Raw genomic sequence first — 20823 nt, forward strand, 5'->3', positions numbered from 1 at the left:
AATATATCTATGTATATTTTTTGTTAATATTTTATTAATTATAAGTTATAATAGTTAAATTAAAGCTATAATTGTACTTAAAATAGCAAATATATAAAGTATATAGTTTATGTACTAAGTTTATTAATAAAGGAGAATTAATATGAATTTTTTAAAAATAGATATATCTAAAGAAGCAAAGGATAAGTTACTTGAATTACTTAAGAAAAATCCTAGTTACAGTTGTGTTAAAATAGATTATTTACCTCAATGCGGCAATAGCCATTTAGATTTATGTTTAGATGAATTTAAAAGCCAGTACATAATAGATGAAGTGGATGAGCTATTTTTTATGTATAAAGATTATATACTTCTTTATGTTTCTTCTATAAGTATAATATATGAAAATGACAGCTTTATGTTAAAGGCTGTTCCTGTAAATAAAAGTGAAGCTAAAAAAATAGCTTCTAAGTGCTGCAAAACTTCTAACTGTAATGCTGGTTGTAGTTGTAGTAATAATTCTAATTGTACTGGTTGTTCTAGCAATAATAGTTCTAAATGTAGTAGTTGTAGTTGCGAAAATAAACAGAGCTCTTAGCTTCAGATGGAGTTTTTACTCCAACTGAAGCTACGTCTCTGGATAAATCTAATTAAAAAAGAAAATGGCAAGTTACATACTTAACTTGCCATTTTCTTTTTATTTTATATAATTGTATTAAGAAATCTAAATTAAGAATTTTAGTATGAATAAAACCCCAACTACATATGCTGCTATACTTACTTCTTTATATCTTTTTGTCAATACTTTCAAGAATATATAAGAAACCATTCCAAAAGCTATACCATCAGATATACTGTATGTTAAAGGCATCATTATAATTGTGAAGAAAGCTGGTATTGCTTCTGTATAGTCTAATAAATCAATTTCCTTTATTGGCTCCATCATGAAAAGTCCTACTAATACAAGAGCTGGTGCTGTAGCTGGTGCTGGTATCATTATAAATAGTGGTGAGAAGAATAACGCTATAGCAAACATACCTGCTGTGGATACAGCTGTAAGTCCTGTTCTTCCTCCCTCAGCTACTCCTGAGGCACTCTCTACAAAAGTACTAACTGTGCTCGTTCCAAAACAAGCTCCTAATGTAGTTCCTATTGCATCTGCAAATAGAGCTTTTTTTATTCTTGGTACATTTCCATTTTCATCCATCATGTTTGCTTTAGTAGCTACTCCTACCAATGTTCCTATGGTATCAAACATATCCATAAAAAGTAGTGTAAATAACGCTATAAACATGTCCATGGATAATATATGACTCCATTGAAACTTCATAAATATAGGTGATAGTGAAGGTGGTGCACTTATTATATTATGAGGTACCTTTGTTATACCCATTGGAATTCCTATAACTGTAGTAGCTACAATACCTATAAGTAATGCTCCTCTTGTATTTTTAGCAAGAAGTACACCAGTTATTAAAATTCCTATAAGAGCAAGTAGTGCATATCCGCTAGTAATATCACCAAGGGCCACTATGGTTCCACCTTGAGGATGTACAACTATTTTTGCATTTTCAAGTCCTATGAATGCTATAAAAAGTCCTATTCCAACAGATATAGACTTCTTTATATTATCTGGTATTGAATCTACAATTGCCTCTCTAGCATTAAAAGCCGTTAACGCTATAAATATAAGTCCTTCTAAAAATACCGCTGTTAAAGCAAATTGCCAACTATATCCCATTTGTTTAACAATAGTATAAGCAAAAAAAGCATTCAATCCCATACCTGGTGCTTGTGCAAAAGGTAATTTAGCATAAAGCCCCATAACTAAAGTAGAAATTACTGCTGATAATGCAGTTGCTGTAAATACTGCGCCAAAATTCATACCTGCATCAGACAATATACCTGGATTAACCACTAGTATATATGCCATAGTCATAAATGTAGTTATGCCAGCTAATATTTCAGTTTTTGCATTTGTTCCATTTTCCTTTAATTTAAAAAATGCCTCCATAAATTTTCTCCTTTGTACTTAATTTTTTCAACATTGTTCATATTATCAAAATAAATTTTATAAGTCAATAAAATTCACGAACATTATTTATTATTTTATTAATAAAATTTGATTATTTACTTTGTTTTTTTATGTATAAATTTTAATTTTATATAATATTCGTGTTTATATCCTTATAAATTCTAGATTTGCAAATTATAAATATATTTTATCTGCTAATTGTTCGTATTATTTGGATAAAAAAATAGAGAGCTAACTCCATATAGAAGTAGCTCCTTTAAATTTATTTTGAGGTATGTTTAAAGTATATCTTTCATTTTAATAAATTAGTTCTAAAAAGCAAGTGTATTTTTTACAAAATCGTAGAAATTTTTTCATAAATTAATCAAGTACAAAACTTTGATGTAAATCCTTTTTTAAATCTATATTATGTTCCTTTAAAACACTATTCAAAGCCTTTAGTGTTAAATATAGTTTTTCTTCATAGCAATTTTCACCCATGTGACCTATTCTTATAACCTTATCCTTTAAGAAATCAAAGGCTCCAGCTATCATTATATTATGCTTATTTAACATATCTTCATAAATTTCTTTATAAGTTATGCCTTCAGGTATATTTATGGTGGTTACTGTGTTAGAAAAGCTATCTAAAGGATATAGCTCTAAACCACCTTCTATAAGGCTATGTCTAACTCTGTGTGCTATATCTTTATGTCTTTCTATCATATTTTTATCTTTAAGCATTCTATCAAAAGCCACATCTAAAGCATATAAATCACTTATAGGCTGAGTATATGGAAACCATTTATCTTCATACCAAGTACTCCAATTATTTAAATTTGCATAAAATCCTACTATAGGAGATTTTCTATTTTTTATTTTATTCCAAGCATCAGAACTTATGCTTAATAAAGTTAACCCTGGAGACGCTGATATACATTTTTGTGATCCGCCTAAAGCTATATCAATATTCCATTCATCTACCTTAAACTCTTCACCACCCATACCAGCTACAGAATCTACTACTGTTATTATTCCATATTTTTTAAGAAGTGGACATAGTTTTTCCACATCATTAGTTATGCCTGATGGTGTTTCGCAATGAACTAACGTAGCAACTTTAAAGTCATTATTATTCTTTAAGAATTCCTCCAGCTCCTGATATTTTATGCCGCTTTTATAATCACCTTCATAGTAAACTACATCCCCGCCATACATCTTAGCAAAGTCTCCAAAGCCTTTGCCAAAAATTCCATTGTGTATACACAAAACTTTATCTCCTGGTTCTATTAAAGAGGCACAAGCTGCTTCCAGTCCTAAAATTCCCTCGCCGCATAAAACCAGTACTTCATTTTCAGTATTTAAAAATCTTTTTATTTTGTCACAAAGCCCTCTATAAAATTCATAAAAATTCAAATCTAAATCCGGATTAGTAATAGGTTTCATTAATGCCCTTCTAACATCTTCATGTACATAAGTTGGACCTGGAGTCATTATAAGTGTTTCCTGCATTTTACCCCTCTTTTCTTTTAATATTATATAAATCAATACCTTAAATTTGCGATTCTGCTTAATATTTCAAATTCCTAAAAAACCTTAGTTTTCTTTAAAGCCGCTGCTAGCGGAATTCCTATTATAGCTCCTATAATCAATTGTGTTATATTTCCTGGAATAGATGTTGCCGGCGCTATCCAGTTACCGTATAAAATTCCCTCTGCCACATAGTATCCCACTATCATCCAAATAGATGCTAAAATTATACCTACTAAATTCCATAAAATCTTTTTTCCATTTCTATCATTAGAATTTGCCATGTTTCCTATAATATATCCCATTACTCCTCTTATTATAAAGGTAGCTGGCGCCCAAATAGCCCACTCAGATAGCAAATCAAATAGTCCCATTCCAAATGCACCTGCAATGGCTCCTTTTTTACCTCCAAATACAATAGCAGCTACAAATAACATAGCATTTCCTAAATGTATAAGTCCGCCATTTACAGCTATAGGCAATCTAATGTTAATAAACCTTGTAGCAACAAATACTAATGCAATTAAAAGTGCTGATATAACCATATCCTTTAATTTAGAATTTATCGTAGAAATCTTCCTAACCTCTGAAACTCTTTCGCTGGTATTATCCATAAATACGAACCTCCATCTTTAATATTATTAATCTTAATAAAGTAAATACATCTCACTTACATTATATATTTGTTTCATATTTTTGTTCAAATGTATCCATACACTATTTATGAAATGTTTAAATGAATATGTTAAACTCTGTAAAAACATTATTTAATTTAACTTTCGCAGTTATAAAATATACATTGGAGAAATTCCATAATTCCACCACATTGCACCTTATTGTGGTGGAATCATAATATTCCTATAGAACTATTCAAATATTGATATTCCACATTGTAAATGTTTTAATATAGTTAGATTACTAAAAAGGACGGTGTTATTATGAATAAAAATAGAATAGAAAAAGTTATACAAAACATGAAAAACAAAAATATAGATCAGCTTATAGTAACTTCACCTACTTCTATATACTATTTGCTGGATTTAACTATTGAGCCCGGTGAAAGACTTATGGCATTATACATAAATAAAGAAGGTACTATAAAGTTCTTTGCCAATGAATTATTTGCACTAGATTCTAACATAGGTGTAGAATTAGTTCTTCATAAAGACGGAGAAGATCCTATAGAACAAATAGCTTCTACATGCAAGGACAATTGCATATTTGGAGTAGACAAAACTTGGCCGTCTCACTTTTTAATTTCATTAATGAATAAAAAACCTAACCTTAAATTTGTAAACAGTTCTATTGTTGTAGACGAGGTTAGAATGATAAAAGATTCAAAAGAATTAGACCTTTTAAGAAATGCTTCCATTATAAACGACAAGGTTATAGACGAACTAATAAATTCTATACATCCAGAAAAAACTGAAAAAGACTTAGCAGAAAGCATAGCTGATTTATATAGAAAACATAATACTTATGAATTTTCCTTTTACCCTATAGCAGCTTATGGCCCAAATGCAGCTTCTCCTCACCATGATTCAGATGGTACAAAACTAAAATCTGGAGACTGCATAATTCTAGATATAGGCGGCAGAACTAATGGTTATTGCTCAGATATGACAAGGACAGTATTCTATGGGGAACCCGATGAAGAAAGCAAAAAAATATATAATACTGTTTTAGAATCTAACTTAGCAGGAATAGCTGCTGTTAAGCCTGGCGTTAAGCTTTGTGATATAGACAAAGCCTCAAGAGATGTTATAGAAAAAGCTGGCTACGGCAAATACTTTAATCACAGAACAGGTCACAACATAGGCATAGAAGATCACGAATACCCTAGCGTAGGACCTACTGATGAGGAAATAGCAAAACCTGGCATGGTTTTCTCTATAGAACCTGGCATATATGTACCTGGAAAATGTGGAGTTAGAATAGAAGATCTAGTTATAGTAACTGAAGATGGTTGCGAAGTGTTAAATAATTACCCTAAAGAACTAAAAATTGTGACAGAACCACAAATTTAGTGGCTAGTGGGCCAGAGGGCTAGTGGGCTAGTTAAGGAGGATTTTCCTTCGCTTTGCTATGGAAAATCTTTAATTTATAAAAAAGAGAGCGCTCATAATATTTTTTTGGCGTAGCCCTTCTTTTAATCTCCAATCCTAGCTAATAACAATATTTCTACTAATTGTTAGATATAATTATTAACTTTGATTAGATACTAGTGAATAACCAATTATTAAAATAAAATATTGGATAAAATTTACTATATTTTGCCGTAAGGCACTAGTTTGCATAAACCTTAGATTTAAGTTAATCCCAAAAAGATACTATAATTTCACAACGTGAAATTATAGTATCCTTTACTAGCCCTCTAGCACACTAGCCCCCTAGCCCCCTTAAGCCATAAATTGCGGCACCCTTGCCGCAATTTATGCTTAAAACTCTCTTTCAAAAATCTGTATTTTCTCTTTATTCTTAAAGTCCTCTACTCCGTCAATTCCTATAAGCTTTAAGACTTCATTCATACACTCGTTATTTAAGGATACCCTTACCTTTGAATTTTCAGCAGTTTCATCTACTATTTTCTTGCCTTCTTCTGCTGGAATTAAAGCTTTAGGTCCTCCTACACAACCGCCTATACATCCCATACCTTCTATGAAGTTGGCATCTATTTCTCCTTTTACTGCTTTATCAAGTATTTCCTTGCACTCCTTAACTCCGTGAGCTTGAGCTGTCTTTACTTTTCCTTTTCTTTCTGGGAATAGAGTCTCTATGGCTTCACTTACAGCTATAGAAACTCCACCAGTTCTCGCATATAGTCTTCCTTCTCTAGATGCATATTCACTGGTGAAATCCTCTTCCATACCACTAGGATTTATATCCAAAACCTCAAATATTCCTTTAACCTCTTCAAAGGTTAAAACAAAATCTATGGCTCCTTTTATGTCTTCATTTTTAGCTTCAGCTTTTTTAGCAATACATGGCCCTACAAACACCACTTTACAATTTGGATTTAATTTCTTCAAAACTCTTCCCGCTGCAATCATTGGAGAAACTGAAGGTGAAACATCCTTTACTAAATCTTTATAAACCCTTTTAAGCATTCCTACCCACATAGGACAGCAGCAAGAAGTTATCATTATATCCTTTTCACTTTTTACATGGGCATCAAACTCAATAGCTTCTTTTAAAGTCAACATATCTGCAAAAAATGCCACTTCCACCATATCTGAAAAGCCAACCTTTTTAAAAGCAGTTCTCATTTTTTCTAAAGAAACATCTCTTCCAAACTGACCTGCTATAGCCGGTGCCACTGCTGCTATCACTGGTACATCTGATTTAAGAATATCTACTAAAGGCATGAATTCTATTCTATCTAAATATCCACCATTTTCACAAGCTGTAACGCATCTACCGCAATCTGTGCATAAATCTTCATTTATGTATATTTTATTTTCTTCATTTAATATTGCATTAAAAGGGCATGCTTTTTGACATAGAGTTTTTCCTTCCTCATCTGCACACTCCATAGTGCACTCTCCAATTTTGTGCACTATTTTAGCTTTTCTTTCATAGCCCTTCATGGCACTTTCCAGTGAATTTATAAAATTTTCATCATCAATGTACTCTACCGTAACACCGCATAAGGATGATATTACTTTAGAAAGTTTCTTCTTTTCATTTCCGGACTCCTTTAATATATTCCCTACTTCACTTTTAAAATTACCTTCTTCTTTTGCCCATAAAATTCTTTTAAATAAATCCTTATATTTCTCTTTCATAAATTATATGTAGTGAGTTTTTAGAACATCACTAGCCTATTCTCCCTTCTTTTCTTCATTTTGCAATATATTTAAAATTATTCCCTAGTACACTTATATTATGCTAAAAAAATCAGCCCTTAAAGAAGCGTTCACTTAGGGATTGAAGAAAACTTAACTGAACAGCTTCAAGCGGAGCAAAAAGACCAGCCATATTCAAGCATATGTACTTGAAATGGCTGGTCTTTGTCTTCCGTCATTTTACTGTAATTCATTTTCAGACATTTTTTCTGCTTGTTCAATAATTAATTTAACTGCATCTGCTTGTTTATCAGGTGGATACTTATATTTACGTAGAAGCCGCTTAACGGTAATGCGCATCTGAGCACGTACACTTTCACGTACATCCCAGTCAACTTTCATGCTATTTCGTATATTAATTGTTAGTTCTTTTGCAATTTGCTTCAGCACATCATTTTCATAGAATTCTCTGGCGGATTCATTTTCAGATATAGCATCATAAAATGCTAACTCATCATCAGATAAACCTAGTTCTTCACCTCTTTTATGAAGACTATTCAAATCTTTTGCCATTTCGATAAGCGTTTTAATAACTTCAGCAGTTTCGATTGACCGATTAGCATACTTAATAACTGATGCTTCTAGCATTTCTGAGAATTTTTTAGCTTGAACAACGTTTTTCCTAGAAATCGCCTTAATTCTACCATCAAGCAATCTTCGTAATAGTTCTAATGCTAAATTTTTTTGCGGAAGCCCTCTAACTTCCTCTAAAAATTCATCAGAAAGTATGGATATGTCTGGTCTATTTAAGCCTACTGCTGCAAGAATATCTACTATCTCTTCTGAAATAACAGATTTTGAAACTAGTTGTTCTATTTCATATTCAACTTGATCCTTTGTTTTCTTAGGTTTACCTTTGGGTAACAATTTTATTATTCCGGCTTTGACCGCTTTAAAAAAACTTATCTCAAGGTTAATTTCTTGTGCTTTTTCTGATGTGGCGCATAGAGCATATGCTTTTCCTATCTCAACTACAAAGTTTAGAAAGTCTTTTTTTTCTTCTTCTTTTTTCCCAAGAATGAAGTCTACACATCTAACTATACAATCTATTCTTTGAGATGCTGTACCATCTAAGTAACAGCTATAATCGAATCCGTGTAACAAACCTTTTATTTGCTCATATTTTTCCATCATTAAATCTACTGCAACCTGAGGATCAATACCAGTTGTTTTTCTATCAGAAGGGGTATATTGTGCAAGGGCACTTCGAAGATTATCAGCTATACCGATGTAATCTACAACTAATCCACCAGGTTTATCTTTAAACACACGATTGACTCGCGCTATAGCTTGCATTAGGTTATGCCCACTCATAGGTTTATCAATATACATAGTATGCAAACACGGAACATCGAAACCTGTTAGCCACATATCACAAACAATCACTACCTTTAACTCATCATGCGGATCTTTCATCCTTTTTGCAAGAATTTTTTTCTGAGCAGAAGTAGTTGAGTGTATCTGAAATTCTGGTGGATCTGACGCAGCTGATGTCATAATAACTTTAATTGTTCCTTTATCCACTTCAGAATTATGCCATTCTGGACGATATTTAATAATTTTTGAGTATAGTTTAACAGCAATGTTTCTAGACATTGTTACAAACATAGCTTTGCCACTAAGTGCACTCTGTCTCAAATCATAATGGTGTAAAAAATCCTTTGCAATAACATCAAGACGAGTATCGGTTCCTACAAGAGCTTCTAGTCTAGCCCACTTTCTTTGTTGATTGATTACATATGTTTCTTCTTGTTCTTTTACAATTTCCGCATATTCAATATCTATTTTAGGCTTGAACTCCTGAGGAATATCAAGCTTTGCAATTCGGCTTTCATAATATATAGGAACGGTTGTTCTATCTTTGACTGCCTGCGTTAAATCATAAATATCAATATAATCTCCAAATAATGCAGGTGTGTTTTTGTCACTCAATTCTACTGGAGTACCAGTAAAACCTATAAAAGAGGCATTTGGTAAAGCATCGCGCATATATTTAGCAAATCCAAAAGATACCTTGCCATCCTTCTCTTTAGCTTCTAGTCCATATTGGCTACGATGTGCTTCATCTGCAATTACTATTACGTTACGACGATTTGTTAGTGCTTCATTACTTTGATCACTTTCATCAGGTAGAAATTTCTGGATAGTAGTAAATATAACTCCACCAGATTCAACACTTAATAAATCTCTTAATTGTTTCCGGTTTTCTGCTTGCTTTGGAATTTGACGTAAGTAGTAAGCACTTTTGGCAAATGTTCCGTAAAGCTGATCATCTAGATCGTTTCTATCTGTAATAATAACTATCGTAGGATTGTTTAGCTCAAGAACTAATTGTCGGGCATACATTAGCATGGAAAAGCTTTTTCCACTTCCTTGTGTATGCCAAATAACACCTACTTTTCTATCTCCATTTTCTGCAGCAGCAATATGTGTTTTATATAATGCTTTTTTTACTGCAAAATACTGGTGATAACCAGCAAGTATCTTAAAAGATTTATCCTCTTCATGAACAAAAAACGTATAATTTGATATTATGTCCAAAATACGTTTTTTGTCCATCATTCCTTGTAGCATTACTTTCAATTGAGGCGAAGATTCCGGTGCTTCACCGTTTCCATCAACAGTTCGCCAAAACATAAAACGATCAAAATCTGAAGAAATTGTTCCTACCTTTGCGTTTATTCCATCGCTTGTAACTAAGAAGGCATTGTAATTGAAAACAGTAGGGATATCTTTTTTATATGTTTGTAATTGATTGAAGCCTTCAACAATACCAATATCTTCATTGGACGCATTCTTCAATTCAATGATTGCAAGCGGTATACCGTTTATAAAGACAACAACATCGGGACGACGTTCTTTACCATTCTCGATAATTGTATACTGGTTTACAGCTAAAAATTCATTATTATTAATGTCTGTTAAATCGAAAACATAGGCTTTTTCAGTTTTTACATTTCCGTCTTTTGTTCGTATTTCTACATCAATCCCGTCAGTTATCATTTTAAAAAAAGCGACATTGTTCTGTGTGATAGACATACTTTGATGGCGCGTTATTTTTTTTACCAAATCATCAATTACCTTATCAGAGTACTGTCGGTTAACTCTCTTGAGGGCACTGTGCAGACGATCATACAAGACAACATCTCCAAAACTCTCCCGTTCTGCAAAACTGCCGCCAGGTGAGATATCTGGGCCATAAATTGTTTGGTAGCCTAAATCTTGAAACCACTCCATTACTGCTTGCTCAAGATGGTATTCAATAAAATTTGACATATCACTCACCTACCTTTATGTGATGTTTGCTTTTTATGTATGAAGTCTGATGTTCAAGCTCTGGATACACAAAAGCTTCATTAATACCTATAATATCTAGTTCTTTAAGTATCGATTGTTTGTGCTCTTGCGGAATAACCAAAGAGCGTGGAATGCCGTCGCCAAAGTCTTTAATAAGCTGATCCTTTAAATTAAATGTATTCTTAAGGAAATAATCTGGTTTGTCAATGTCTATACCCAGTAGTAAGAAAGCTCCATTTTGCCTTTTAATTCGTTCGTTATTTTTGGGGGCAACAACAGGAATATACTTTGTTCTAAATATGTTCTCGAGTTTTTCATTTTTTTCTTTATAATCTAAAGCATTATTTATTAAACCTTTTTGAACAAAATAGTCAACAAAAGCTTCAATGCTTTTCCCATCATATTCAGCAAGTGCAGCAAAATACTGTACTTGCTTTTCTGTTGGACGCTGTAATGATTCTATGAGAATAAGTATTTCACCATCTTTATCTTCACAAGTTTTGTCAGAGCAGGCAAAATATAAAGCTATAAGAGGATTTGTTGTAACATCAATTAACCTTGTTGGAAGCCCATAATGCTGCATTTTCACGAGCTGCTCAAAATCAGTCATGTGATTACCAAACTCATATGGTTCTTGCAAAATCAAGTCATTAATTAAAGCTGTTTCTTTACTAATCATGTTGTTGCGGAAAATACTAGCATCCATTGGAAAGTCAATATTTGCTTGCCCTCTAAATAGCAAAGTGCCTGTTGTGTTGTTTTCAATAATTGTGCTATTGTATCTTGAAATCTTGTCGAATAAGTGTCCAACACTAAAAACTGTAGCTTCCTCTTCGAATGCTTCTTGTACATATTCTTCATAATCAGTCATTATGCCTCACCTACTTCCACTGGTAATTCTCCGCTTATAAGCTTTGGTAAAAGAGTATCTCTTATTTCAGCCAAAACAGCATTTTCTTCTTTTAGTTTTGCTATTTTCTGCTCTATAGGTTTTGCTATTTCTTCAAATCTCAACTGAAGATCCATTGGGGGTACGATTATATCAAAGAATTTAAAGGCTTCAAACGGAAAGTTCTGGCGTGTTGTACCTATTGCATGGTGTTTGATGTTTTCCAAAAACATAGGCTGCTTCATATAATAATAGAAAAATGTCGGCGTAATGGTTTCTTTCATTTCAAACACAACATAAATAGGACTAACTAAACCAGCATCAAAATCAGTAAGCATTGCAATAGAGCCGATATTTGCTCTAGCTGGGTTATATGCTACTTGATTTCGTTTAACAATTTTGTAATTGGTAGTTTTTTTGCTGTATACCTGTTTGGTAAAAACATCATCAGAAAGTTTAAATTCACCTTCTTTTACAACTGAAAGCACCGGGTAATTTAAATTATCAATATTTTTTTCGCGAATTTCATTGATATTATTAAAAACATTAGAATAAACCCATCCATTAGGAATACCTTCTTTAAGTTGATCAATATCCTTTGAAAAATTAAAGTCAATAAACCAATCCTTATAAATCGCCTGTATTAATTCCTCAAGGATTCTAATGTAATATTTATTCTTTGATATCTTTTTTTGTAAAGATGTAATTTTATTAGCAATGTTCTTTTGAACCGAAAGTGGTGGTATTATTAAGTTGATTTTATTTAATAATTTTATTGGTAGTTGCGGTTGTGCACTACCAGTTTTTATTGAATGAATCTGATTTTGAACAAATTTAGATTGTAATATATAGTATAAATATTCATTACAATACTCGTTCTTAGTGTTTCTTAGAATAACCATTCCTGAGTTGATTCTAATATTATCATAAGGAACATTTTCATCATAAATGGCAACATTCCCCACAGTTCCTCTCGTAGTTAGAACAATGTCTCCCCTTGTTAGCTTTCCTTTACGTAGTAACTCATCATGCTCTTGAGTAATAAAAATAGTATTTTGAAAATCAAATCCTGAAACAGTCACATTTTTTGCATTCAAAAATAAACAATACCCCTTGTCATAAAAATCAGTCTTCTTTGGGTAATTTTTACCACGATCTCCATCAATTATTTCTATTGAGGTATTCTCAATAGGTACAATATCAAACATGAATTATACCTCCTCTATTGCCCAACCTATGCTACTAAGTTGATTTTTTATTTCTTTATCCAACTCTAGAGACTCAGACATAACCTTAGAAAGTTGATTTATCAATCTATCCATTTTCTCTTCGAAAGACTCTCCATCTTCCTCAATTGGAGCAACACCAACATAACTAGCAGGAGTTAGATTATAATCTTTAGCCCTTATTTCTTTAAGAGTAGCAACTTTCCAAAAACCTTGCTTATCTTCATAGGTTATTTCTGCACCATCTGCTCTTATTGCTTTCTTTTCATGATTTCTGAAAGCATGATAAATTGATGTAATATCATCGATGGTTTTATCGGTTAATTTAAGTTGTGTACGGCTATCTTCTAGTGGTTCAGTTTCCATATTGCGTGCATCAATAAAGAGTATTTCACCATGTCTGTCACGATGCCCATTTTTTAATTTGTTTCTTGTTATAAACCAAAGGCATACAGGAATAGATGTGGTCGAAAATAATCCACCTGGTAAGGTTACAATACAATCAATTTTGTCATCTTCTATTAAGTTTTTACGAATTGTGTATTCGCTTATAGTGGACGACGAGAGAGAACCATTAGCAAGAACAAAACCAGCTGTACCGCTCGGAGCCAAGTGATATAGCATATGTAGAATCCAAGCGTAGTTAGCGTTACCTGCAGGAGGGATTCCGTATTTCCCCCAACGTGGATCATCAATTAAACGCTCGCCTCCCCAATCGCTTATGTTGAATGGGGGATTTGCCATGATGTAGTCTGCCTTAAGATTTTTGTGTTGATCATTGTGGAATGAGTCGGCATTCTGCTGACCTAAGTTCGCATCTATACCACGAATAGCAAGATTCATTTTACAAAGTCTCCATGTATTATAATTGGACTCCTGTCCATAAATTGCAAGTTGACCGTCGATTCTTCCTTGCCTGTCTTTTACAAACTTTTCACTTTGAACAAACATTCCTCCAGAACCGCAACAAGGGTCATATACTCTTCCATCGTGCGGTTCAATCATATTTACGATTAGTTCAACAACACTTCTAGGAGTATAGAATTCGCCTCCTAGTTTACCTTCAGCCCTAGCAAATTTACCTAGAAAATACTCGTAAACCGTTCCAAGAGTATCTTTGTTTGGGTCATTACCAATTTCAATATTTGCAAGTAAATCAACAAGCTCACCTAATGCCGTTTTGTCTAGAGAAGCACGAGCAAAATCTTTAGGAAGAACTCCTCTTAATGAGGGATTTTCTTTTTCAATTGTATACATTGCATTATCAATTACTTGACCAATTTCTGGTGTTTTAGCTCTTGCAACAATATTATCCCAACGAGCTTCTTGGGGCACCCAGAAAACATTCTTAGCAGTATATTCATCTTTGTCTTCAGGATCTGCATACTCATCTTGTGAAATTTCTGCATATGCTTTGACAAAACTGTCAGAAATATATTTTAAAAATATAAGTCCTAAACAAACGTGTTTATATTCAGCAGAATCCATATTATTTCTAAGTTTATCAGCCATTATCCATAAATCTTCTTTTCTTAACTCAGCCATTATAAAACTCCTCCATTACTAATGATGTTAAATGCTAAACATGGTTTTCATGAATTACATACCAAACTGATAGCAATTATATGTCGACACCTTCTTGCTCTTTTAACCTTATATATCTTTCATATGAAATAACAACAGCCTGCGGTTTATTCTGCTTGTTAACAATTACTATCTTGTCTTTTTCATTAACCTCTCTGAATATTCGAGATGCCTGTCCTTTTAAAAATTCAGTAATAGAATGATATTCTGGTATTGGATTTCCTTTTTCATTTACCACATGGACACCTCCTTAAGACAGCCATTTTGAATAATTATATCATTAAATCATTATAATTGTAAATACCTTTGACTGGATAAAAGTAATGACTTTTGATATTATATATTTCTTAAATTTCATTTTAAATAGATGACTCTGAATCAAACTTTTAGACAAAAAAGTCGGAAAGTCTAATTGAAAAACCCAAAACTACAGCATTCAGCCTCCTCAAACTTAATATCGCTTCCGCTCAAATTTGAGCAAAAGCATAAGCATTACAGCCGTCTTTACCTTAGAAAAAAGACAGGCTGTTTTTTTATTTTAAGGGGTTCGAATCAATAGAATTCTTCGCTTATGGATGAGGAAGAAAAAATATTTTTAGAAAATCCTCAACTAATGTGTTCTACCAAGGCTATAAGGTGAGAGGAAAAACAATCCCCATTAGCTTCCAAGTTAGAAATTTAATGAGGTATTTAGCTAAGGGGTTAATAATTTCGGCTATTAGCAGAGGAAAGCAATTCACAGAAATATTTGTTCCGGTACTCAAACTGCAGGCTTGTGTCTTGTGGATGACGAGAGGAAATTACCTTAAATAATACTCTTTGGATTTGCCTTTCTTATGCACTACAAAAGAAAGCATAGTTTTCTCTCACTGCTCCTTGACAACTGAATATCCCGAAATGCAAGAGATACTTCAAGCAGAATATGCCATGACGATAATTCCGAGCGTATTCCTTGAAAGATAACGAGGTTGTGTCAAACAAGGCAAACCCTCTGGAACAGTAGCGTTTCGGGTCATTTTTAACAGGCAAGGAGGTGAAATAACTGAAACCACAATATGATAACTTGCCACAGATACTTAAAAGTAAGCCACAGTTTTGCTGTTGGAAATATGAAGAGCGAAGTGGTAGAAAAACCAAAGTTCCCTATAACCCAGTAACGAGAAAAAGGGCAAAACCAAATCAACGTGGTACATTTAAAGATTTTAGTTCGGCGGTAGCTGCTATAAGTGATTATGACGGTATCGGATTTTTGGTAGGTAATGACATTTGTGTTATCGACTTAGATGATTGCTTTGATAGCGGTGGTAAGCTTAAGCCTGTTGCCCAAAGTATTGTAGACGCTTTTATTGATTGCTATATGGAACACAGTCCATCTGAAAAAGGGCTTCATATTTTCTTTAAGGCCACAGGCTTTAACTTTGACAAAACAAAATACTATATCAACAACAGAAAGCTGGGAGTTGAGGTCTATGTGGCTGGAGCAACAAATCGTTTTGTTACCGTAACAGGCAATGTATATGCAAATGGTGATATAGCGGAGAAATCGAATGAACTACAGATGATACTAGACAAGTATATGTTGCGTCCTACCCCTGTGAAGCAAATTCTGGATACAGAAAGTCAATCCTATCTGTCTGACAAGTCTGTTATTGAGAAGGCTTTAAAATCGGCAAATGGAGAAAAATTCAAAGCATTATGGCAAGGAGATACGTCAGGCTATGCTTCTGCCAGTGAAGCTGATTTGGCACTTTGCGGTATGCTGGCATTTTGGTGTGGCAGGGATATTGGGCAGATGGACAGACTTTTCCGGCAGAGCGGCCTAATGCGAGATAAATGGAATAGACCACAGTCCGGCAGTACTTATGGAATGATAACCATAGAAAAAGCAATCGCAAATGCTACTGAGATATACAAACCAGGTGGTAAGCGTTCATCAGCTACAGAAGATTTTGGTGAATGTTCCCTTGCTGGCTTTAAGCCTGAGAGTAACGATCGCTACCCTTGGACGGATATTGGGGCAAGCAGGTTGTTTGCTGATTATTATAAATCTTTTGCCCGCTTTGTTCCTGAAAGGAAGATGTGGTTTTGCTATGAGAATGGCATTTGGATTCCTGATGTCGGTAATCTAAAAGTAATGGAAATGTGTAAATCATTGGCTAACCAACTGCTAACCTATGCTTTAACTATTCAGGATGAACATCAAAGAAAGGCATACATTGACTATTGCCGAAAGTGGCAGTCACGAAGATACAGGGAAACGGTGCTTAAGGATGCACAGAGCGTATATCCCATATCAATGGCTGAATTTGACCAAGACCCGCTTATGCTCAATTGTGCCAATGGAACATTGTTTTTAACATCCATGGATTTTCATCCCCACAACAGCGAGGACAGGCTTACAAAGATATCTGGTGTTAAGTATGATCCAGAAGCAAAAAGTGAGCGATGGGATAGATTTATTCATGAGATTATGAGCGGAGATGAGGAAAAGGCAAAATTCCTCCAAAAGGCCTTTGGCTACAGTATCAGCGGAGACACTCGGTATGAATGCCTGTTTGTTCTCTATGGTGCTACAACTCGAAATGGTAAAGGTACGCTATGTGAGAGCATTCTTAAGGTATTAGGCAGTTATGGCTGTACCGCAAGGCCGGAGACTATCAGTCTGAAAAAGAACAATAACAGTTCAAGTCCAAGTGAAGATATTGCCCGGCTTGCAGGAGTACGCTTTGTGAATATCTCCGAACCTAGCAGAGGACTTGTCTTAAATGCTGCACAGGTAAAAAGCATGACGGGTGGTGACACCATTAACGCAAGGTTTCTACATGAGAATTCTTTTGACTTTTCGCCAAAGTTTAAGCTGTATATCAACACCAATTATCTGCCCGTTATTACGGATATGACGCTGTTTTCTAGTGGCAGAGTGGTGATTATTCCTTTTGAACGACACTTCGATGAAAGCGAGCAGGATAAAAACCTAAAACGTGAATTCGCCAAACCGAAGAATCAGAGTGCTATCCTCAACTGGCTAATTGAAGGCTATCAGTTGTTAAAGAAGGAAGGCTTGACTTTACCTGATTCTGTTAAGACAGCAACGGAGGCTTATAAACGTGACAGCGATAAAATAGCATTATTTTTCGAGGATGCCTTGGAGGAAAGTCCTAACAGTGAGGTGCGGACATCCGAAGTGTATGCCCGGTATCAGCGGTGGTGTAGTGCCAATGGATGTTATTCGGAGAATGCAAGAAACTTTAAACAAGCATTAACAGCTATTGCCCGTGTAGAACGGAAACGACCACGTTCTGGTGGTGGAATGACCACAATGCTTATCGGATATAAGCTGACTGAAGAAGAATTTCTTCTTATTTAAACACAGTGTAGCAGCTTGTAGCAAGAAAAACAGGTTATATAAAAAATCGCTCTCGTATAGAGAGTTTAGTTTTTACCTGCTACATCTTGCTACAAAGCTTAATACCACTAAAACCACTGGATACAACTCCATGTGTTGATACCTACCCCCTAGGGGAGGTCAAATCTCCACACCTTTTCATCTGGACAACGGGCGTGGGGCAACGCGTAAAAAAACGCGGTTTCAAACGGGGTATATACCCCACAATCCATTTTAATTTAGGAGGTAAACGATTATGGCAACATCAACAACTTATAATAGAGCGTTTTGGAATGTTATGAAAGGAAAAGAAGAAAATAATCGAAATCTAAGCGAGGGCTTTGATAATGCAGGAGCCTATGTCGCACCAGACGAGTTCCGAGAAGGCTTTAACACTGCATTGGCAAAGGAGAATATATTCCGCAGATTTGCTACTGTTATCAATCTATCTTCTGCAGAAGGTAAAATTCAAGCGGTATCCTCAACGGGTACAGCAGATTGGGTTGAAGACGGAGATCCAATCCCCGAAAGTGTCGATACATTTACACAGTTTCTGGTGAAATCATACAAGCTGGCATCTCTTGTCAAGCTAAACCGCTCATTCGTCACCGATATGAACTTTAATCTTGAAAAATATCTGATGGGTGATTTTGCGAAGCGTTTTGGCAAGGCTGAGGAAAATGCATTGCTTAATGGAAATGGCACAGCTCAGCCAACAGGTATCCTTACAGCAGATGCAGATGTAACTACAGCAGACAATAGTACCATCTCTTTTGATGAGATCATCTCTCTGTATTTTTCATTAAAAGATGAATACCGAAATAACGCTGTGTTTATCATGCACGATAATACAGCCATGCTTCTTAGAACCCTTAAAGATACAAGCGGCAGTTATCTGTGGAATTCTTCAGATAACACCATCTTCGGAAAGCCTGTAGTTACCTCTCCATATATGCCTACAGTATCAGCAGGAGCAAAAAGCATAGTATTCGGAGATTTATCTTATTACTGGCTGATTGAGCGTCAACCAATAACAATAAAAAAATTAAGTGAGTTATATGCATTGCAAGGACAAATTGGATTTTCTGCTTACGAGAGATTGGATGGCAAGCTAATTCAACCGAATGCTCTAAAAATATTACAAATAAAAGCTTAAATAATGGATTAGGCACTGAGTCATCAATTCTGCTCAGTGCCAGTTCCTTCAAAACATCGGACAGGAGGTCACGATATGGAAAATCAAAGTAACAGCCGCACAACCAAATCCGATATCGGAGGTACAGTCTATGTGGTGGAATCACGAGTAAGTGATTCAGCAAAGGAAAGTGCATATTCCAAGCTGAAACGACTGATTACAGTCAACGCAAAAAACCTTTCAAAGTTATCAGATAGTTCATATAAACCCACGGAAATCAACTCGACTTCTTCAAGGTAGTACGGTAATATACATAGTGCTAAACCGCTTGAAGACTGTCGGAAATGGAGGAGAAAAATGAATAGACAGTCAACATTTAGCACTATACGTAAATCAACATTAGCATTTGAAGAAGCGAAAATTACTGCTCTTTACTGCAGGCTTTCCCGTGATGATGAGCTTGCAGGGGACAGCAACAGTATAGTAAACCAGAAGGCAATTCTAAAGAAATATGCTGAGGACAACGGTTTTCGTAACATCGAATTTTATGTGGATGATGGGGTCAGCGGTACAACTTTTGATAGACCAGACTTTAACCGCATGATTGCAGATGTAGAGTCCGGTAGAATCGGAACGATTATCATCAAGGATATGTCCCGCTTCGGCAGGGATTACCTCAAAGTAGGTTATTATACCGAGATTATGTTTCCTGAAGCAGATGTACGATTTATTGCTATTAACAACGGTATTGATAGTGCAAACCAAGCAGACAGTGACTTTACACCGTTTCTTAACATTATTAATGAATGGTACGCTAAGGATACTAGCAAGAAAATCCGTGCTGTGTTCAAATCCAAAGGACAATCCGGTAAGCCACTCTGCACCAATCCACCTTACGGTTATATTAAAGACCCTGAAGATAAGTTGCACTGGATTATAGATGAGAAAGCCGCCGAAGTGGTCAGAGATATTTTCCGACTGTGCATAGCTGGCTTTGGACCCACGCAGATAGCAAAGCAACTTGAAAAGCGATGCATTGATACACCTACGGTTCATCTTCGCAAAATGGGTATTAACACTCCAGCAAGACCACCTGAAAACCCATATGCTTGGTCGGCTCGTACCGTAGCAGATATTCTGGCTAAAATGGAATATCTAGGTCACACGATAAATTTCAAGACTTCTAAAAAGTCATATAAGAGCAAAGTCAAGATATTGAACAATCCAGCAGAGATTTAGCACCTAAATTCCAGTAAAAATTTTATTTTTACTGGAATTGTATCTTTTTACATTTACTTAAAGGGCTGGTAAGCCCGCAGACCGATAGGTCGCAAAAATAGATACACTTACCCCTACCCCAAGAAATCTTTAAAATCAATTTCCAGTTTTATATTTGATTAAGTTTTTACAAATAGTGGGTTATGCCAACCATTTTCTATAATAAATCTTTCATCTCTTATATCTTCAATAACATCTATTTGGAGCATATATTTCTTTCTAAAATTTCTTATACACCTAAAAAAATATAATTGCATTAGATTAAATGCTATTATTATAAACATTAATACTGTTTCTATGCCCGTAGGGCTATGAAGAAAACAATGATTCAAATGCCATTCTGTTTTTAACTGATGAAAAGCATTATTTTCAATGTCCCACCTTTTATGCATTATTTCCCATAAAGTTTCTACCGACGTTAATTTATCCGTCGTTATAATCCATGACTCTTTAATTTCCATTTTATCTCCATTATATATTTCTTCTATAAACTTTATAAACCTTACTTTTATTTCTGAATCAGCCATTTCAAAATTATCTTCATCCCAAGCTTTTATCTTTAAATAATTTTTATTTTTTTTATTAACTATCCATTCTTTATCTGCCTCACGGCACTTAAATAAAGCTAGTGCATCTTTTACAATATGAAGTCGTTCATCTT

General features: G+C 34.5%; 15 protein-coding genes and 1 pseudogene. 6 read left to right on the plus strand and 10 right to left on the minus strand.

Annotated elements, in window-relative coordinates:
• Nucleotides 1–142: 142 nt before the first annotated feature.
• Nucleotides 143–577, plus strand: a complete 435-nt coding sequence (locus FGK85_RS08115) for a hypothetical protein (protein WP_138205475.1) — start codon at nucleotides 143–145, stop codon at nucleotides 575–577.
• A gap of 126 nt (nucleotides 578–703) precedes the next feature.
• Here FGK85_RS08115 and FGK85_RS08120 read toward each other — a convergent pair whose 3' ends face one another.
• The 3 genes from FGK85_RS08120 to FGK85_RS08130 all read right to left on the minus strand — a co-directional run bounded on the left by FGK85_RS08120 (nucleotide 704) and on the right by FGK85_RS08130 (nucleotide 4137).
• Entirely contained in the window at nucleotides 704–1993 is a 1290-nt protein-coding gene (locus FGK85_RS08120; RefSeq protein WP_138205477.1) for an NCS2 family permease, read from the minus strand.
• Nucleotides 1994–2374: 381 nt separating this feature from the next.
• Entirely contained in the window at nucleotides 2375–3505 is a 1131-nt protein-coding gene (locus tag FGK85_RS08125) for a pyridoxal-phosphate-dependent aminotransferase family protein (RefSeq protein WP_138205479.1), read from the minus strand.
• 74 nt (nucleotides 3506–3579) lie between these two features.
• Nucleotides 3580–4137 (minus strand): ECF transporter S component, encoded by a 558-nt coding sequence (locus tag FGK85_RS08130; protein ID WP_138205481.1) that lies wholly within the window; start codon nucleotides 4135–4137, stop codon nucleotides 3580–3582.
• 324 nt (nucleotides 4138–4461) lie between these two features.
• Here FGK85_RS08130 and FGK85_RS08135 point away from each other — a divergent pair, with 324 nt between their 5' ends.
• Nucleotides 4462–5550 carry a M24 family metallopeptidase gene (locus FGK85_RS08135; RefSeq protein WP_138205483.1) on the plus strand — a complete coding sequence of 363 codons (1089 nt, stop codon included), beginning with the start codon at nucleotides 4462–4464 and terminating at the stop codon, nucleotides 5548–5550.
• Nucleotides 5551–5961: 411 nt separating this feature from the next.
• On the opposite strand, the gene FGK85_RS08140 is transcribed toward FGK85_RS08135, so the two are convergent.
• The 6 genes from FGK85_RS08140 to FGK85_RS08165 form a co-directional block, all read right to left on the minus strand.
• Complete coding sequence (locus FGK85_RS08140; protein ID WP_138205485.1) at nucleotides 5962–7308, minus strand: [Fe-Fe] hydrogenase large subunit C-terminal domain-containing protein; 1347 nt, start codon at nucleotides 7306–7308, stop codon at nucleotides 5962–5964.
• A 240-nt stretch (nucleotides 7309–7548) separates the two neighbouring features.
• Nucleotides 7549–10644, minus strand: a complete 3096-nt coding sequence (locus FGK85_RS08145) for a type I restriction endonuclease subunit R (protein ID WP_138205487.1) — start codon at nucleotides 10642–10644, stop codon at nucleotides 7549–7551.
• A gap of 1 nt (nucleotide 10645) precedes the next feature.
• Nucleotides 10646–11536 (minus strand): FRG domain-containing protein, encoded by an 891-nt coding sequence (locus tag FGK85_RS08150; RefSeq protein ID WP_138205489.1) that lies wholly within the window; start codon nucleotides 11534–11536, stop codon nucleotides 10646–10648.
• On the minus strand, nucleotides 11536–12762 hold the full coding sequence (locus tag FGK85_RS08155; RefSeq protein ID WP_138205491.1) for a restriction endonuclease subunit S: 1227 nt from the start codon (nucleotides 12760–12762) through the stop codon (nucleotides 11536–11538). Before FGK85_RS08155 ends, FGK85_RS08150 begins: the two co-directional genes overlap by 1 nt.
• 3 nt (nucleotides 12763–12765) lie before the next feature.
• Entirely contained in the window at nucleotides 12766–14325 is a 1560-nt protein-coding gene (locus FGK85_RS08160) for a type I restriction-modification system subunit M (RefSeq protein ID WP_138205493.1), read from the minus strand.
• Between the two features lie 76 nt (nucleotides 14326–14401).
• Nucleotides 14402–14602 carry a type II toxin-antitoxin system prevent-host-death family antitoxin gene (locus FGK85_RS08165; protein WP_053430236.1) on the minus strand — a complete coding sequence of 67 codons (201 nt, stop codon included), beginning with the start codon at nucleotides 14600–14602 and terminating at the stop codon, nucleotides 14402–14404.
• A gap of 825 nt (nucleotides 14603–15427) precedes the next feature.
• On the opposite strand from FGK85_RS08165, the gene FGK85_RS08170 reads away from it, so the two are divergent.
• The 4 genes and pseudogenes from FGK85_RS08170 to FGK85_RS08185 form a co-directional block, all read left to right on the plus strand.
• On the plus strand, nucleotides 15428–17731 hold the full coding sequence (locus FGK85_RS08170) for a phage/plasmid primase, P4 family (RefSeq protein WP_138205495.1): 2304 nt from the start codon (nucleotides 15428–15430) through the stop codon (nucleotides 17729–17731).
• Nucleotides 17732–18005: 274 nt separating this feature from the next.
• Nucleotides 18006–18905, plus strand: a complete 900-nt coding sequence (locus FGK85_RS08175) for a phage major capsid protein (protein WP_138205497.1) — start codon at nucleotides 18006–18008, stop codon at nucleotides 18903–18905.
• 75 nt (nucleotides 18906–18980) lie between these two features.
• Nucleotides 18981–19184, plus strand: a complete 204-nt coding sequence (locus FGK85_RS08180) for a transposon-encoded TnpW family protein (protein WP_071441617.1) — start codon at nucleotides 18981–18983, stop codon at nucleotides 19182–19184.
• 57 nt (nucleotides 19185–19241) lie between these two features.
• Nucleotides 19242–20117 (plus strand): annotated as a pseudogene (locus FGK85_RS08185) (recombinase family protein); the annotation flags it as partial.
• A 164-nt stretch (nucleotides 20118–20281) separates the two neighbouring features.
• On the opposite strand, the gene FGK85_RS08190 reads toward FGK85_RS08185, so the two are convergent.
• Nucleotides 20282–20823: transposase (locus FGK85_RS08190; RefSeq protein ID WP_243122785.1), on the minus strand; the 542-nt coding region annotated here is incomplete at its 5' end.

The organism is Haloimpatiens lingqiaonensis, from assembly GCF_901447495.1.
Taxonomy (GTDB): Bacteria; Bacillota; Clostridia; order Clostridiales; family Clostridiaceae; genus Haloimpatiens; species Haloimpatiens lingqiaonensis.

Bases quoted from the DNA above. Each gene is read 5' to 3' on its own strand.
- FGK85_RS08115 (WP_138205475.1), top strand. From the start codon at position 143: ATGAATTTTTTAAAAATAGATATATCTAAAGAAGCAAAGGATAAGTTA.
- FGK85_RS08120 (WP_138205477.1), bottom strand. From the start codon at position 1,993: ATGGAGGCATTTTTTAAATTAAAGGAAAATGGAACAAATGCAAAAACT.
- FGK85_RS08125 (WP_138205479.1), bottom strand. From the start codon at position 3,505: ATGCAGGAAACACTTATAATGACTCCAGGTCCAACTTATGTACATGAA.
- FGK85_RS08130 (WP_138205481.1), bottom strand. From the start codon at position 4,137: ATGGATAATACCAGCGAAAGAGTTTCAGAGGTTAGGAAGATTTCTACG.
- FGK85_RS08135 (WP_138205483.1), top strand. From the start codon at position 4,462: ATGAATAAAAATAGAATAGAAAAAGTTATACAAAACATGAAAAACAAA.
- FGK85_RS08140 (WP_138205485.1), bottom strand. From the start codon at position 7,308: ATGAAAGAGAAATATAAGGATTTATTTAAAAGAATTTTATGGGCAAAA.
- FGK85_RS08145 (WP_138205487.1), bottom strand. From the start codon at position 10,644: ATGTCAAATTTTATTGAATACCATCTTGAGCAAGCAGTAATGGAGTGG.
- FGK85_RS08150 (WP_138205489.1), bottom strand. From the start codon at position 11,536: ATGACTGATTATGAAGAATATGTACAAGAAGCATTCGAAGAGGAAGCT.
- FGK85_RS08155 (WP_138205491.1), bottom strand. From the start codon at position 12,762: ATGTTTGATATTGTACCTATTGAGAATACCTCAATAGAAATAATTGAT.
- FGK85_RS08160 (WP_138205493.1), bottom strand. From the start codon at position 14,325: ATGGCTGAGTTAAGAAAAGAAGATTTATGGATAATGGCTGATAAACTT.
- FGK85_RS08175 (WP_138205497.1), top strand. From the start codon at position 18,006: ATGGCAACATCAACAACTTATAATAGAGCGTTTTGGAATGTTATGAAA.
- FGK85_RS08180 (WP_071441617.1), top strand. From the start codon at position 18,981: ATGGAAAATCAAAGTAACAGCCGCACAACCAAATCCGATATCGGAGGT.